Origin of the sequence: Mycobacterium sp. (assembly GCF_032159775.1) — a bacterium.
GTDB lineage: Bacteria > Actinomycetota > Actinomycetes > Mycobacteriales > Mycobacteriaceae > Mycobacterium.
In genome coordinates, this window is sequence record NZ_JAVHWK010000217.1 from 1 (window position 1) to 14,006 (window position 14,006).

Annotated in this window: 15 protein-coding genes; 8 read left to right on the plus strand and 7 right to left on the minus strand. The window is 64.4% G+C overall.

Annotated elements, in window-relative coordinates; genetic code table 11:
• The 5 genes from QOJ24_RS27340 to QOJ24_RS27360 all read right to left on the minus strand — a co-directional run.
• Positions 1-574 (minus strand): thiolase family protein (locus QOJ24_RS27340; RefSeq protein WP_526266792.1); only part of this gene is annotated, 574 nt, incomplete at its 3' end.
• 16 nt (positions 575-590) lie between these two features.
• A complete protein-coding gene (locus QOJ24_RS27345) occupies positions 591-1,805 on the minus strand; it encodes a CaiB/BaiF CoA transferase family protein (protein WP_526266793.1) in 1,215 nt (404 codons plus the stop codon).
• Positions 1,802-2,563: an SDR family NAD(P)-dependent oxidoreductase gene (locus tag QOJ24_RS27350; RefSeq protein WP_526266794.1), complete on the minus strand. Its 762-nt coding sequence runs from the start codon at positions 2,561-2,563 to the stop codon at positions 1,802-1,804. Before QOJ24_RS27350 ends, QOJ24_RS27345 begins: the two co-directional genes overlap by 4 nt.
• A complete protein-coding gene (locus QOJ24_RS27355) occupies positions 2,563-3,741 on the minus strand; it encodes an acyl-CoA dehydrogenase family protein (RefSeq protein WP_526266796.1) in 1,179 nt (392 codons plus the stop codon). The genes QOJ24_RS27350 and QOJ24_RS27355 overlap by 1 nt, the downstream gene beginning before the upstream one ends.
• A gap of 96 nt (positions 3,742-3,837) precedes the next feature.
• Complete coding sequence (locus QOJ24_RS27360) at positions 3,838-5,133, minus strand: amidohydrolase family protein (protein WP_526266797.1); 1,296 nt, start codon at positions 5,131-5,133, stop codon at positions 3,838-3,840.
• A gap of 234 nt (positions 5,134-5,367) precedes the next feature.
• Here QOJ24_RS27360 and QOJ24_RS27365 point away from each other — a divergent pair, with 234 nt between their 5' ends.
• The 7 genes from QOJ24_RS27365 to QOJ24_RS27395 are packed head-to-tail and all read left to right on the plus strand — an operon-like array spanning position 5,368 to position 11,155.
• On the plus strand, positions 5,368-5,898 hold the full coding sequence (locus QOJ24_RS27365) for a carboxymuconolactone decarboxylase family protein (RefSeq protein ID WP_526266798.1): 531 nt from the start codon (positions 5,368-5,370) through the stop codon (positions 5,896-5,898).
• 5 nt (positions 5,899-5,903) lie between these two features.
• On the plus strand, positions 5,904-7,250 hold the full coding sequence (locus tag QOJ24_RS27370) for an aromatic ring-hydroxylating oxygenase subunit alpha (RefSeq protein ID WP_526266800.1): 1,347 nt from the start codon (positions 5,904-5,906) through the stop codon (positions 7,248-7,250).
• Positions 7,243-7,572 carry a hypothetical protein gene (locus QOJ24_RS27375; RefSeq protein WP_526266802.1) on the plus strand — a complete coding sequence of 110 codons (330 nt, stop codon included), beginning with the start codon at positions 7,243-7,245 and terminating at the stop codon, positions 7,570-7,572. The genes QOJ24_RS27370 and QOJ24_RS27375 overlap by 8 nt, the downstream gene beginning before the upstream one ends.
• Positions 7,573-7,574: 2 nt before the next feature.
• Entirely contained in the window at positions 7,575-8,798 is a 1,224-nt protein-coding gene (locus QOJ24_RS27380; RefSeq protein ID WP_526266803.1) for a metal-dependent hydrolase family protein, read from the plus strand.
• On the plus strand, positions 8,779-9,243 hold the full coding sequence (locus tag QOJ24_RS27385; protein WP_526266805.1) for a nuclear transport factor 2 family protein: 465 nt from the start codon (positions 8,779-8,781) through the stop codon (positions 9,241-9,243). Before QOJ24_RS27380 ends, QOJ24_RS27385 begins: the two co-directional genes overlap by 20 nt.
• Entirely contained in the window at positions 9,240-10,364 is a 1,125-nt protein-coding gene (locus QOJ24_RS27390) for an acyl-CoA dehydrogenase family protein (protein ID WP_526266806.1), read from the plus strand. The genes QOJ24_RS27385 and QOJ24_RS27390 overlap by 4 nt, the downstream gene beginning before the upstream one ends.
• A gap of 2 nt (positions 10,365-10,366) precedes the next feature.
• On the plus strand, positions 10,367-11,155 hold the full coding sequence (locus QOJ24_RS27395) for an acyl-CoA dehydrogenase family protein (protein WP_526266808.1): 789 nt from the start codon (positions 10,367-10,369) through the stop codon (positions 11,153-11,155).
• Between the two features lie 10 nt (positions 11,156-11,165).
• Here QOJ24_RS27395 and QOJ24_RS27400 read toward each other — a convergent pair whose 3' ends face one another.
• Together QOJ24_RS27400 and QOJ24_RS27405 are read right to left on the minus strand one after the other, a co-directional pair.
• Complete coding sequence (locus QOJ24_RS27400; protein WP_526266810.1) at positions 11,166-11,948, minus strand: enoyl-CoA hydratase/isomerase family protein; 783 nt, start codon at positions 11,946-11,948, stop codon at positions 11,166-11,168.
• Between the two features lie 9 nt (positions 11,949-11,957).
• A complete protein-coding gene (locus tag QOJ24_RS27405; protein WP_526266811.1) occupies positions 11,958-13,133 on the minus strand; it encodes an acyl-CoA dehydrogenase family protein in 1,176 nt (391 codons plus the stop codon).
• Positions 13,134-13,257: 124 nt separating this feature from the next.
• Here QOJ24_RS27405 and QOJ24_RS27410 point away from each other — a divergent pair, with 124 nt between their 5' ends.
• A complete protein-coding gene (locus QOJ24_RS27410) occupies positions 13,258-13,977 on the plus strand; it encodes a TetR/AcrR family transcriptional regulator (RefSeq protein ID WP_526266812.1) in 720 nt (239 codons plus the stop codon).
• Positions 13,978-14,006: the final 29 nt, after the last annotated feature.

Below are 14,006 nucleotides of genomic sequence, written 5' to 3' on the forward strand. Positions count from 1 at the left end.
TCATCTGGCTTTCAAAAGCCCCGCTGTCCTGCGCGGCGGCGGCGCGTTCATGCGACTGCGCCGAGTACTCGTCGAGCCTGGTGCGGGAGAACCCCCACTTCTGCGCGATCAACTCGGCGGAGATCCCCTGGTTGAACGCGAAATCTGGGTAGCGGGCAAGAACTTTCGGCCCGTAGGGCATTCCGGAGGCGCGGGCGGCGCCGAGCGGAACCCTGCTCATCACCTCGACGCCGCCTGCCACGACGACGTCCTGCTGTCCCGACATCACCGCCTGCACGGCGAAATCCAGCGCCTGCTGGCTCGAGCCGCAGGCGCGGTTGACGGTGGTGCCTGGGATGGATTCCGGCCATCCCGCGGCGAGGACCGAGTACCGGCCGATGTTGCTCGACTGATCGCCGACCTGCGATACGCATCCCCAGACGACGTCGTCGACGATTCCCGGGTCGACGCCCGCCCGCTCCACGAGTGCGGTCAGCACGAGCGCGGACAAATCGGCGGCGTGCATCTCGGACAGTCCGCCGTTGCGCTTGCCGACCGGCGTCCGGACCGCTTCGACAATTACCGCTTTACGCATTCGCCGTCTCCATTCCTCACGAGCGATAGGCCGGGCCGATGGCCCCCTGCTCGCGCAACTCCGCGATGTCGTCCTGCCCGAATCCAAGCTCTGCCAGGACAGCGTCCGTGTGCTCGCCCAGTCCGGGAACAGCGCCCATCGGCGGATCGTATCCGCTGACGACCGGCGGCGGCAGCAGCGCCTGGATCGGACCCTTCGATGTATCCACCTCACGCCAGCGGTTGCGCGCGGCAAGCTGCGGGTGAACGACCACCTCGCTGGGGGTGTTGTAGCGCGAGTTGCCGATCCCGGCCTGGTCGGCCACCGTCTGGATCTCGGCGAGATCATGCTGTGCACACCAGGATCCGATCGCCTCGTCGAGGATCTCACGGTGCGCGCACCTGCCGGGATTGGTGGCGAAACGAGGGTCCTCGGCGAGGTCGGGACGGTCGATGATCTCCCTGGCGACCCGTTGCCACTCCCGGTCGTTGGTGGTGCCGAGCACCACGGTCTGCCCGTCCCGGGTCCGGAATGCCCCGTAGGGCGCCACCGCGGGTGAGCCGACCCCGAGCGGCTGCTGGTCGATGCCGGAGTGCTGGGTGTAGGTCAGCTGATAGCCCATCACGTCGGTCAGCACGTCGAACAGGCTCAACCCGACCGCGGGCGCAGGCCCCTCGCGCCGGTCGCGCGAGAACAGCAGCGCCAGGATGGACAGTGCGGCGTAGAGGCCGGTGGTGAAGTCGGCCATGGCCGGTCCCGGCTTGGCAGGCATGCCGGGATATCCGGTGACGGCACACGATCCGCCCTCGGCCTGAATCAGCAGGTCATAGGCACGTTTGTGGGAGATCGGGCCGCCGGGGCCGTATCCGTCGATCTCGACCGGGATGACGTTGGGGTGCCGATCGGCCAGGTCTGCCGGTGAAAGACCAAGGCGTGCAATCGATCCTGGTGCCAGGTTGGACACCAGGGCATCGGCGCCGTCGAGCAGCCGATGCAGAACCTCCATGCCTGCAGGCGATTTCAGGTTGAGGGTGACCGATTCCTTGCCGCGATTGCACCAGACGAAGTGTGCGGCGAGGCCACCTGGCCCGTTGACGACGTCGTCGTAGTCACGGGCGAAGTCACCGCCGTTGGGGTTCTCCACCTTGATGATTCGAGCACCGAAGTCCGCGAGCACGCGCGTGCACATGGGTGCGGCGACGGCCTGTTCCATGGCGACGACGGTGACGCCCGCCAAGGGTGCCGTCGTCACATGACCATTCCGCCGTCAACGGGCAGAACCTGTCCGGTGATGTATGAGGCGGCATCCGATGCCATGAAGACGAACGCCCCAGCCACCTCCTCGGGTCCGGCCCACCGCTTCAACGGGATGCGGTTCATCATGTTGGCCGCGAACTTCTCGTTGGTCCGAATGGTCTCGGTCATCGGTGTGGCGGCAAGCGGTGCAAGGGCATTCACCATGATGTTTTTGGATGCGAGTTCGCGGGCGAGCGACTTGGTGAAGCCGATCAAACCTGCCTTGGCCGCCGAGTAGTTGACCTGACCGAGTGTGCCCGTGAGCCCGGCCGCCGACGTCACGTTGATGACGCGGCCCGTACCGTCGGTCGGAATGAACGGCAGCGCGGCCTGAGTGCAGTGGAAGGTGCCCATCACGTGCACGTCGAAGGTCAGCCGGAACGTCTCGTCGGTCAGCTTCGCGAACATCGCAGGCGACGTGACGCCCGCGTTGTTGACCAGGATGTGCAGCGCTCCCCCGCCAAGGCCGGCGGCCTGTTCAGCAGCGGCATCGGCGGCAGCGCGGTCACCGACGTCGAGAGCGCACGAATCCGCCTTGCCGCCGTCGGTTCGAATGCGTTCAGCAACAGCGGCGGCCGCGTCTCCGTCGATGTCGGTGACGAGCACCGCGGCACCCGCGTCGGCCAGCGCGGCCGCGACGGCCGCCCCGATGCCTCCTCCTGCCCCCGCGCCCGTCACCATCGCGGCGCGCCCGGTCAGATCGAAATACCCCATCAGTAGCTCCTCGGCATCCCCAACACGTGCTCGCCGAGGAAGTTCAGGATCATCTCCTGGCTGACGGGCGCGATCTTCATCAGGCGGGCCTCGCGGAAGTAGCGCGACACGTGGTACTCCTCGGAGTAGCCCATCCCGCCGTGCAGCTGCAGTGCGCGGTCGGCGGCGCCGAATCCGGCGTCCGCGCACAGGTATTTGGCGGTGTTGGCCTCACGTCCGCATGGCTTTCCGTTGTCGTAGAGCCATGTCGCCTTGCGCAGCACCAGCTCCGCGGCATCGAGTCGGGCCAGCGAGTCCGCGAGCGGGAACTGCAGACCCTGGTTCATGCCGATCGGGCGGTTGAACACCACACGCTCGTTGCCGTATTTGACGGCCTTCTCCAATGCGACGCGCCCGATGCCGAGCGCCTCGGCGGCGATCAGCATCCGCTCCGGGTTCAGCCCGTCAAGGATGTATTTGAAGCCCTTGCCCTCCTCGCCGACCCGGTCCTCGATCGGCACCATCAGATCGTCGATGAACAGTTCGTTGGAGCTGACGGCGTTACGGCCCATCTTGTTGATCGGACGGATGTCAACGTGGTCGCGGTTCAAGTCGGTGAGGAACAGCGTCATCCCGTCGGTCTTCTTGGTGACCTCGTCGTACGGCGTGGTGCGCGTGAGAAGCAGGATCTTCTCGGACTCCAGCGCCTTGGAGATCCAGACCTTGCGACCGTTGACGCGGTAATGGTCGCCCTCGCGCTTGGCGAACGTGGTGATCCGCGAAGTGTCCAGTCCCGCACCGGGTTCGGTGACGCCGAAGCAGACATGCAGATCGCCGTCGACAACGCGGGGCAGCGTCGCTTTCTTGAGTTCCTCCGAGCCGTGCTTGACCACGGGCTGCATGCCGAAAATCGTGAGATGGATCGCGCTGGCGCCGTTCATCGCTGCGCCGGAACGCGCGACCTCCTCCAGAAGTAGGGTCGCCTCGGTGATGCCGAGGCCGTGGCCGCCGAATTCCTCGGGGATGGTCATCCCGAGCCAGCCGCCCTTGGCGATGGCGTCGTAGAACTCCTGCGGGAATTCGTGCGCCTGGTCCTTCTCCATCCAGTAGTGGTCGTCGAACTTGCCCGCCAGTTCGGCAACCGACTTGCGGATCAGTTCCTGATCGTCGCTCAGCTCGAAGCTCATCCCGCCCGACATGCCCACACTCCTTCAACTACATCGCCGGCACAGCCGAATGCGCCGGTGCGATCAGCCATTCTGCGCACCGGCGCACCGTCGCCCCAGCGGACTTCGTCAGTCCTTGTTGCCGGTCAGCTCCTTGGCGCTCGCCGCAAAGTCGGCGAAGTTGGCGCCGGTCTTCTCCTTCTTGGAGAGAGCCTGAATGGAGACGTCGTGGTCTCCAGCTGCCTTGCGCAGCGCACCGACGGTGGCCTGTTCCTTGGTGATATGGGTGAACGGGTCCCAGTGGTACCAGCGGCACGCATTCTCGTACGTCATCTTGTTGATCTCGTCGTCTGGCACGCTGTGCTTCTTGAGCACCTCGTCGAGCTGCTCTGGCGCTCCCGGCCACATCGAGTCGCTGTGCGGGTAGTCGGCTTCCCAGCAGATGTTGTCGATGCCGACGTCGTTGCGCAGCTGCACACCGACGTTATCGGAGATGAAACAGGTCAGGAAGTGATCCCTGAAGACCTCAGAGGGCTTCTGCTTGCCGAAGTCCTGCCCCGTCCACGTCGAATGCATCTCATACGTGCGGTCGGCGCGCTCGAGGAAGTAGGGAATCCAGCCGGTCCCGCCTTCGCTCAACGCGATCTTCAGGTCCGGGTAGGCCTTGATCGGCTTGGACCACAACAGATCTGCCGCCGCCTGCACGATGTTCATCGGCTGCAGGGTGATCATCACGTCCATCGGCGCATCCGGGGCGGTGATAGCCAATCGGCCCGACGACCCGATGTGCACGTTGAGCACGGTGTCGGTGTCCACGAGCGCATCCCACATCGGCTTCCAGTAGTCGAAGTCGTGGAAGCTGGGGTACCCCATCGCCGCAGGGTTCTCGGAGAACGTCAGCGAGTGCACACCGCGCTTGGCGTTGCGCCGGATCTCTGCCGCGCAGGCCTCGGCGTCCCAGATCACCGGCAGCGTCATGGGGATGAAGCGGGCCGGATACTCGCCGCACCACTCCTCGACGTGCCAGTCGTTGTATGCCTGCACCAGCGCCAACGAGAACTCCGGGTCCTCCGTCGCAAACAGGCGGCCCGCGAAGCCGGGGAACGACGGGAAGCACATCGAGCCTAGAATCCCGCCGGCGTTCATGTCCTTGACACGCTCGTCGACGTTCCAGCAACCCGGTCGGATCTCATCGAGACCCTGAGGTTCCAGCCCGTACTCCTCCTTCGGGCGCCCCGCCACGGCGTTCAACGCGACGTTGGGGATCACCACGTCGCGGAACTGCCAGGTGTCAGAGCCGTCCGGGTTGTGCACCAACCGCGGGGCGTCGTCGATGTATTTCTTGGCCAGGTGATCCTTGAACATGTCAGGCGGTTCGACGATGTGGTCGTCGACGCTGATCAGGATCATGTCCTCTTTATTCATGGGGCTCCCTTCCCTCTCACCACCACCGTAGTATCCACACTGTTCTCTATCTAGGGAAACTATCTTCTCTCCGAGCGAGAATCAATCTCCGAGCATCATTATCCCACGATAACGCGGGACAAATGTTTGGTGCGGGGCCTCACCTGGCTACCCGGCATTGACCTTCGGCACAAAAGATGGAAACCTGTTAGTCGGAAATGAGAACCTGATTCTCGCTCTCGAGAGGAGAAGGCCGTGCGAGTGCCCCCGCTGCCGCCGGATCAGTGGGACGACGCCGTCGACCGCGCCCTCGCCGTCATGCTCCCCGAAGAGCGGCGCAACCCTGAGAACGCCAGCAACATCCTTGGCACTTTCGTCAACCATCCGGACCTGACGAAGGAGTTTTTGAAGTTCAACGTGCATCTGCTATTCCACTCGACGATGCCGGCGCGACTGCGGGAGCTGGCCATCCTGCGCGTGGCGCACCGGACCGACTCGGCCTACGAGTGGATGCAGCACGTCAAAATGGGCCTCCGCGAGGGCCTCACCGACGAGGACATCGCGGGCGTCCAGCGCGGGGAGGCTTCGGATGCCTTCGACCGCACGGTGCTGACGGCGGTCGACGAACTACTCGAGTCCTACAACCTGTCGGATGCGATGTGGGCGGCGCTCGGCGAGCGCTTCGACAAGCGGCAGCGGATGGACTTCGTCTTCACGGTCGGCTGTTACGTGACCGTTTCCATGGCTTTGAAAACCTTCGGCGTCGAGCTCGAACAGGAGAGGTAACCAACGTGGCATTTTTCCCCAAGCCTGCGGCAGGCAGCTGGACAGAGAACTGGCCGGAACTCGGCACTGCTCCAGTGAACTACGAGGACTCCATCGACCCGGAGCACTACAAGCTCGAACAGCAGGCGATCTTCAAGAAGACCTGGCTCAACATCGGACGCGTGGAGCGGCTGCCCAAGAAAGGCAGTTACTTCACCCGCGAGATGCCGTCGGCCGGACCGGGTACGTCAGTGATCGTCGTGAAGAATGTGAAGGACGGCGTCGAGACCGTCCGGTGCTTCTACAACATGTGCCGTCACCGCGGAAATAAGTTGGTGTGGAACGACTTTCCCGGCCAAGAGGTGTCCGGTACATGCCGCCAGTTCACCTGCAAGTACCACGCATGGCGTTACGCGCTCGACGGTGACCTGACCTTCGTACAGCAGGAGGGCGAGTTCTTCGACCTGGACAAATCGCAGTACGGGCTGGTCCCGGTGCGCTGCGAAGTCTGGGAAGGCTTCATCTTCATCAACTTCGACGAGGACGCGATGCCGTTGACGGAGTACCTGGGCGATTTCGCCAAGGGCCTGGAGGGCTACCCGTTTCACGAGATGACCGAGCACTACAGCTACCGCTCGGAGATCAACGCGAACTGGAAGCTGTTCATTGATGCGTTCGTCGAGTTCTACCACGCGCCGATCCTGCACATGAAGCAGGCGGAGAAGGAGGAGGCCGAGAAACTGGCCAAATTCGGCTTCGAGGCGCTGGCCTACGACATCAAGGGCGACCACTCCATGGTGTCGTCATGGGGCGGCATGTCGCCGCCCAAGGACCTGAGCATGGTCAAGCCCATCGAGCGGATCCTGCACAGCGGCCTGTTCGGCCCGTGGGACCGGCCCGATATCAAGGGAATCCTGCCCGACGAGCTGCCGCCCGCCATCAACCCGGGCCGTCACAAGAGCTGGGGCACCGACTCTTTCGAGTTCTTCCCCAACTTCACGCTATTGTTCTGGGCGCCCGGCTGGTACCTGACCTACCACTACTGGCCGACCGGGGTGGACACCCACATCTTCGAGGCCGATCTTTACTTCGTGCCGCCGACGAACCTCCGTCAGCGGCTGTCGCAGGAGCTCGCCGCGGTGACGTTCAAGGAGTACGCGTTCCAGGACGCCAACACTCTGGAGGCCACGCAGACGCAGATCGGCACCCGGGTCGTCACCGACTTCCCGCTGTGCGACCAGGAGATCCTGCTGCGCCACCTACACAAGACGGCATGGGATTACGTGAACCGGTACAAGGCAACGCTGGCGAACGGAAACGGTTCCGCCACGGCCAGTTCTGCCGCCGATGAGAAGGATCACGCGAATGTCTAAGTTGCCCGAGGAGTTCGCCGACCTGGAGCGGTTCTCCGATTGGTGCCTACCGACCGAGGAAGAGCGCTACGCCAAGCGGCTGAACTCTACGATGACCGAGATGACGGAATTGTACGACGCGGGCATGGAGCGCCTCGAGGACATCATGGTCTACGTCGATGCGCGGTTCCCGCTCAAGGGGATGCCCGAAGACGCCAAGGCGTTGGTGCATCTGGGACAGTCGATCGTCATGGTGAGCTTCCCCGTCGAGGTGTGGAAACAGCCCCGCGTGCTCGACAGCGGTGCGTCCTACATCCAACTGATCAAGGAGCCGGTGGTCTAGGAGTGCTGACCCTTAAAGCAGCGGGTCTGCTCGACGTCGATGCCGGCGAGATCGTCCGGCCCGCCGTCGTGCGCATCTCCGACGACAGGATCGTCGGCCTCGGTGGCGCGCTCGAAGGGGAAGTGATCGACCTGGGCGACGCCATCCTGCTTCCCGGCCTGATGGACATGGAGGTCAACCTCCTGATGGGCGGCCGCGGCGAGAACCCCGGCCTATCCCAGGTTCAGGATGATCCGCCGACCCGGGTGCTGCGCGCGGTCGGCAACGCCAGGCGGACACTGCGCGCCGGCTTCACCACCGTCCGCAACCTCGGGTTGTTCGTCAAGACAGGCGGATACCTGCTCGACGTGGCGTTGGGCAAGGCCATTGACGCTGGGTGGATAGAGGGGCCGAGGGTGATACCCGCGGGCCATGCCATCACGCCGACGGGCGGCCACCTTGATCCGACGATGTTCGCTGCCTTCATGCCCGGTGCGCTCGAGCTCACCGTCGAGGAGGGCATCGCCAACGGGGTCGACGAGATCCGCAAGGCGGTCCGCTACCAGATCAAGCACGGGGCGCAGCTGATCAAGGTCTGCGTCTCGGGTGGTGTGATGTCGCTCACCGGAGCGGCTGGGGCGCAACATTATTCGGACGAAGAACTGCGCGCCATCGTCGATGAGGCGCACCGGCGCGGGCTGCGGGTAGCCGCACACACCCATGGCGCGGAGGCTGTCAAGCACGCCGTCGACTGCGGAATCGACTGCATCGAGCACGGCTTCCTGATGGACGACGAAGCGATCAAGATGCTCGTCGACAACGACCGGTTTCTGGTCACTACGAGGCGGCTCGCCGAGGCGATGGACGTATCGAAGGCTCCGAAGGAGTTGCAGGACAAGGCCGCCGAGATGTTCCCGAAGGCACGCACGTCGCTCAAAGCCGCATACGAGGCGGGAGTGAAGATTGCCGTGGGCACCGACGCGCCGGCCATCCCGCACGGGCGCAACGCCGACGAGCTGGTCACGTTGGTCGATTGGGGCATGCCTGCCGATGCGGTGCTGCGGGCGGCGACCGTCGTCGCCGCGGACCTGATCAACAAACCCGATCTCGGCAGGATCGCCGAAGGCTACCTCGCGGACGTCATCGCGGTTCCCGGCAATCCGCTGACCGACATCAGCGTTACAAAGAACGTCACTTTTGTAATGAAGGGCGGTAAGGTCTTCAAGAATGACACCATCACGAACTGACGATCTCGTGGAGATCCAACAGCTGCTGGCGAAATATGCCGTCACCATCACCCAGGGCGACGTCGATGGGCTGGTGGAGGTGTTCACGCCGGACGGCACCTACAGCGCGTTCGGGTCCACATACACGCTGGCCCGTTTCCCCGAACTCGTCGACGCGGCTCCCAAGGGCCTGTTCATGACGGGCACGTCGCTGGTACACCTCGACGAGGGTGACCCCGACAAGGCGACCGGGACGCAGCCATTGTGCTTCATCGAGCACTCCAAACACGACATGCGCATCGGCTACTACAACGACACCTACGCGCGCACCGGCGACGGATGGCGGCTGAAAACCCGTGCCATGACGTTCATCCGGCGAAACGGTGACCACGACTCGGGCCGCCCACACGCGATCGGAAGGCCCGACCCTGATGTCGCCGCCAGCGCGGCTCCGGAGGCCGGATGACCGGCCTGTTCGACCCGGCCGATTTTCGTTCGGCGCTGAAGATCTGGCTCGACGAGAACGATCTGACACCTCCTCCAGGCGATGACTCCCTGGATGCGCACCAAACGCAGCATCTTCGCGTGCTCAAGGCGCTGTACGACGCGGGCTGGATGCGCTACGGATGGCCGGAATCGGCGGGCGGGCTCGGTGGCCCGGAGATCCTGCGCGCAGTGGTGGGCGAGGAGATCGTCGGCCGCGGAATCGACCATCCCGGTCCGTACTCGATGCTCGAGGTGCTCACCCCGACGCTGATCGACTATGCGCGACCGGAATTGGCCGCGGAGATGGTGCCGAGGCTGCTGTCGGGTCAGGAATCGTGGTGCCAGGGCTTCTCCGAACCCGGCTCGGGCAGCGATTTGGCGTCGTTGACGACACGCGCAGTCCAGAAGGGCGATCAGTGGATCATCAATGGCCAGAAGGTGTGGACTAGCTTCGCGCAGTTCGCCACGCGGTGCGTGCTGCTGGCCCGCACCGGTGACGCGGACACCCCTAATCACGAGGCCATCAGCGCGTTTTTCGTCGACCTGGATACCCCCGGAGTCACCGTGCGACCGCTGCAGACCATGCACGACGTCGACGAATTCTGCGAGGTCTACTTCGACGACGTTGCGGTGCCTGCGGAGCGGATGCTCGGCAAGCCCGGCGACGGCTGGCGGCTCGCGATGGATCTGCTGCCCTACGAACGCTCGACCTGTTTCTGGCAGCGCATCGCGTACCTGTACTCGCGGTTCGACGCGTTGATCGGTGAAGTCAGAGGGCTCGGCACGGGATCGGACGTGGATCTGGGCGACGCGTATCTGGCATTGCACACGCTTCGCTGCCGATCGCGTGCCACCCAGCTCCGGTTCGCCGACGGGCACAAACTGGGTCCTGAGACCTCGATCGACAAGGTCCTGCTGGCAGGTGCCGAACAGACGCTGTACAACACCGTCCGCGACCTGCTGCCCGGCGCCGTCGAACTCGACGAGTCGGCCTGGCGCACCGAGTACCTGTACTCGCGGGCGGCCAGCATCTACGGCGGCACTGCCGAGGTGCAACGCAACATCATCGCCCGCCGGCTACTGGACCTCGGCAAGGAGTGACCATGTCTTCCGAACTCGACCTGCTCGAAGACGGTCTGCGAAAGACCATGCTGTCGACCTCCGGCGCCGAACTGGACGCGGCGCTTGCCGAGCTGGGCTGGGCCGACATGGTGTCCGACATGCCCGAGCAGGCGATACCGTTGGTTTTTCGGCTGCTGGGCGAAACAGGTTCGCATGCATCGGTTCTCAACGACATCGTGGTGACCCAGACTCGAGGCCGCGAGCTCGGCGAGGTTCCCGAACTACCCTACGCAGGCGGTGGCTGGGTGGTGTGGGACTACTCTGCGGGAAGCAACACCACGCTCGGCGGCCTGCCACTGCGCCGGGTGGACGAAGGAGATCCGGTACGGCTGGTGGACGCACGCCGGGCTGTCGGCTGGTGGCTGGTCGGCTCGGCACGGGCGATGCTGAGCCTGGCGCGCCAGCACGCCCTGGACCGGGTTCAGTTCGGCCGACCGATAGCGGGCTTTCAGGCGGTCCGGCACCGGCTGGCCGAAACGCTGGTTGCCATCGAAGGCGCCGCGGCGACGCTGAACCTGCCCGGTGACGACAACCCCGATTTGACTGCACTGCTGGCTAAGGCTGCAGCGGGCAAGGCGGCGCTGACCACGGCCAAGCACTGTCAGCAGGTGCTCGGCGGCATCGGTTTCACCGCCGAGCACGATCTGCAGCACCACGTGAAACGGGTGCTCGTGTTGGACGGATTGCTGGGCAGTTCAAGAGAACTCACGAAGAGAGCAGGAGCGGGCCTGCGGGCCCGCGGCTCTGCTCCGCGCCTCGCCAACCTCTAGCCATCTCGGACTACTTGATGTTGGCCTTCATCTCTTCGAGGTTCACCAATACCGGCCAACCGCCGACGCTCAGCGCGTTGCCGTGCCCGGTCTGGTGGACATCGAACACCGACTGAATCGCCGCGTAGAAGCCCTGCACGTCGAGCGTCTGGTTGACCGCGCGCTTGGCCTGCCGCAACGCGAACGGTGGCATCTTGGCGATCTGTTCGGCCAGCGCCCTGGTCTCGGCGTCCAGTTGCTCGCGGGGCACGACCCTGTTCACCATCCCGGTGGCGGCCACCTCGTCGGCAGACATCGACCGGCCCGTGAACAGAATCTCCTTGGCTTTTCGCGGCCCCAGTTCCCAAGTGTGGCCGTGGTATTCGACCCCACCGATGCCCATTAACACAACGGGATCGGAGAATTGGGCGTCGTCGGCGGCGATGATGAGGTCGCACGGCCAGCACAACAGCAACCCTCCTGAGATGCACCGGCCCTGCACCGCGGCGATAGACGGCTTGGGAACGTTGCGCCACCGCAGCGTGTACTCCAGATAGCGCTTGGCCTCGTGCTGGATGATGAATTCGAGGGTGATCTTGTCGGGCACTGGTCCGCCGCCCCTGAGGTCATGACCGGCGGAGAAGTGTTTCCCATTGGCGCGCAAGACGATCACTCCGACCTCGTTGTCCTCGGCGGCGCGAGTCCATGCCGCGTCGAGTTCATCGAGCAGTTCTGGGTTCTGGGCGTTGGCCGCTTCGGGCCGATTGAGCGTGATGGTCGCGATGCGGTCACTGACCTCGTAATCGATGTACACGTGAATCCTTCAGTTGCGGGGCAACCCAAGCAGGCGCTGGGCGATGATATTGCGCTGGATTTCAGAGGTGCCGCCGGCGATGGTGCCACCGAAAGACCTGATGTAGCGCTCGAATACGCCGGACCGGTAGCAGTCGAGGTGAAGGGCCGAGTAGGGGCCGGAGACCGCGGGGTGGGCGAACCCGTCGGGCCCGGCCGCCGCCAACATGTTCTCCGACGCCGTTTGCGATGCCTCGGATCCGAAGAGCTTCAGCACCGACAGCGCGCCTGCGTCCTCGTCGCCGCGCGCGGCCCGCGCCAGCGCCATCGAACCGAGCAATCGCAGCGCCTGGTTGTCCATCACCAGCGTGGCGTAGCTGTCCCGGTCAAGCGTAGTTCGGCAGGGGTAATCCTCGACAAGCTCCTGCAACCGGTCGGCATAGCTGAGCCACAACATGTTTCGCTCGTGGCCGAGCGACCCGCTCGCGACCCGCCAGCCCTCGTTGACTGGACCGACGAGATTCTCGGCGGGCACCCGCGCATCGTTGAAGAACACCTCGTTGAAGTCGAGGTCGTCCACGTCGCACGCCGACGCGAACGGTCTGCGCACCACGCCCGCCAGATCGGTGGGGATCATCAGAGCGCTGATGCCCTTGTGCTTCGGGGCATCCGGGTCGGTTCGCACGAACGCCAGCAGCACATCCGCGTCGTGCGCACCAGACGTCCACACCTTCTGCCCGTTGACGACGAAGCTGTCGCCGTCACGCACCGCCCGTGTTCGCAGGGACGCCAGATCGGAGCCCGCTCCCGGTTCGCTCATCCCGAGCGAGGCGGTCATCTCCGCCCGCAGGATCGGTACGGCCCACTTCTGCTGCTGCTCGCCGGTGCCGTACGAGATCAGCGAGGCGGCAATAATGCCGACGCCCTGAGGGTTGTAGGTCTGGTAGACCCGTCGCCGAGAGAGTTCCAGTTGGTATGCGTACTGCTGCAGGATCGTCGCATTGCGACCACCGAACTCGGGTGGATTGCCCGGAACCAGCCAGCCGCTGTCGAACATCAACCGCTGCCAGCGACGCGCCCAGTCGGGAATATGGCTACTCGACCACGACCGATCGAGCGCTTTGGCTTCCGGCGGCAAATGCTGGTCGAGAAACGCGACGAACTCGGCACGGAACGCCTCCACCTCGGCGTCGAATGTCAGCTGCACGGCACTCCCCGCCGGTTCGCGAAATATGGAAAGGCTTCCATCATCAACAAGATGAGAATAGTATTCTCATGGCGAGAAAGTTACAATCTCAGACACGTTGGCCGCGAGGGGGTCGAGGACCGCAATGGCAAGGCGTTCTCCGGTACAGTCTGTTCATGTTCTCACCAATCGGCAAGCATCCGAGCCGCCGGTGACGAGCCCCAGCGAAGAACCCGCCTGGAAGCAACGCGCGGTTGAACGGTCGATCAAGACAGCAAAGCTAAGGGCCGCCCAGCGGGTGCAGCGATTCCTCGACGCCGCCCAGGCGATCATCATCGAGAAGGGCACCACGGACTTCACCGTACAAGAGGTCGTCGACCGCTCCCGTCAGTCGTTACGAAGCTTCTACCTGCAGTTCGACGGTAAACATGAACTTCTGCTCGCGCTCTTCGAGGACGCGCTGGCCCGGTCCGCCGATCAGATCCGCGCCGCCACCGCCAGCCACGACGACCCGATGGAGCGACTGAAAGTCGCTATCCAGCTGCTGTTCGAGACGTCGCGGCCGGATCCCACCGCAAAGCGCCCGTTGTTCACCGACTTCGCGCCGCGTCTGCTCGTGTCGCATCCGTCAGAGGTGAAGATCGCCCATGCGCCACTCCTCGCCCTGCTCACAGAGCTGATGGAGGACGCCGCGGCCACCGGCAAGCTGCGTCCCAGCGTCAGCCCGAAGCGGATGGCGGCGATGACAATGCAAACCGTCATGTTCAACGCAGCGCAGTCCAGTGGTGACGAGGACGACGAGGCGGGGCGCCCCATCACGGCCGACGAGGTGTGGGATTTCTGCGCCAACGGCTTCGCGGCCTAGCTGAGAACTACATTCTCTTCGCCGAAGAA

Excerpts from the sequence above, each read along its gene's own strand:
- QOJ24_RS27350 (WP_526266794.1), bottom strand. The coding sequence starts at position 2,563 with ATGGGGTATTTCGATCTGACCGGGCGCGCCGCGATGGTGACGGGCGCG.
- QOJ24_RS27355 (WP_526266796.1), bottom strand. The coding sequence starts at position 3,741 with ATGTCGGGCGGGATGAGCTTCGAGCTGAGCGACGATCAGGAACTGATC.
- QOJ24_RS27385 (WP_526266805.1), top strand. The coding sequence starts at position 8,779 with ATGACACCATCACGAACTGACGATCTCGTGGAGATCCAACAGCTGCTG.
- QOJ24_RS27410 (WP_526266812.1), top strand. The coding sequence starts at position 13,258 with ATGGCAAGGCGTTCTCCGGTACAGTCTGTTCATGTTCTCACCAATCGG.
- QOJ24_RS27390 (WP_526266806.1), top strand. The coding sequence starts at position 9,240 with ATGACCGGCCTGTTCGACCCGGCCGATTTTCGTTCGGCGCTGAAGATC.
- QOJ24_RS27360 (WP_526266797.1), bottom strand. The coding sequence starts at position 5,133 with ATGAATAAAGAGGACATGATCCTGATCAGCGTCGACGACCACATCGTC.
- QOJ24_RS27375 (WP_526266802.1), top strand. The coding sequence starts at position 7,243 with ATGTCTAAGTTGCCCGAGGAGTTCGCCGACCTGGAGCGGTTCTCCGAT.
- QOJ24_RS27395 (WP_526266808.1), top strand. The coding sequence starts at position 10,367 with ATGTCTTCCGAACTCGACCTGCTCGAAGACGGTCTGCGAAAGACCATG.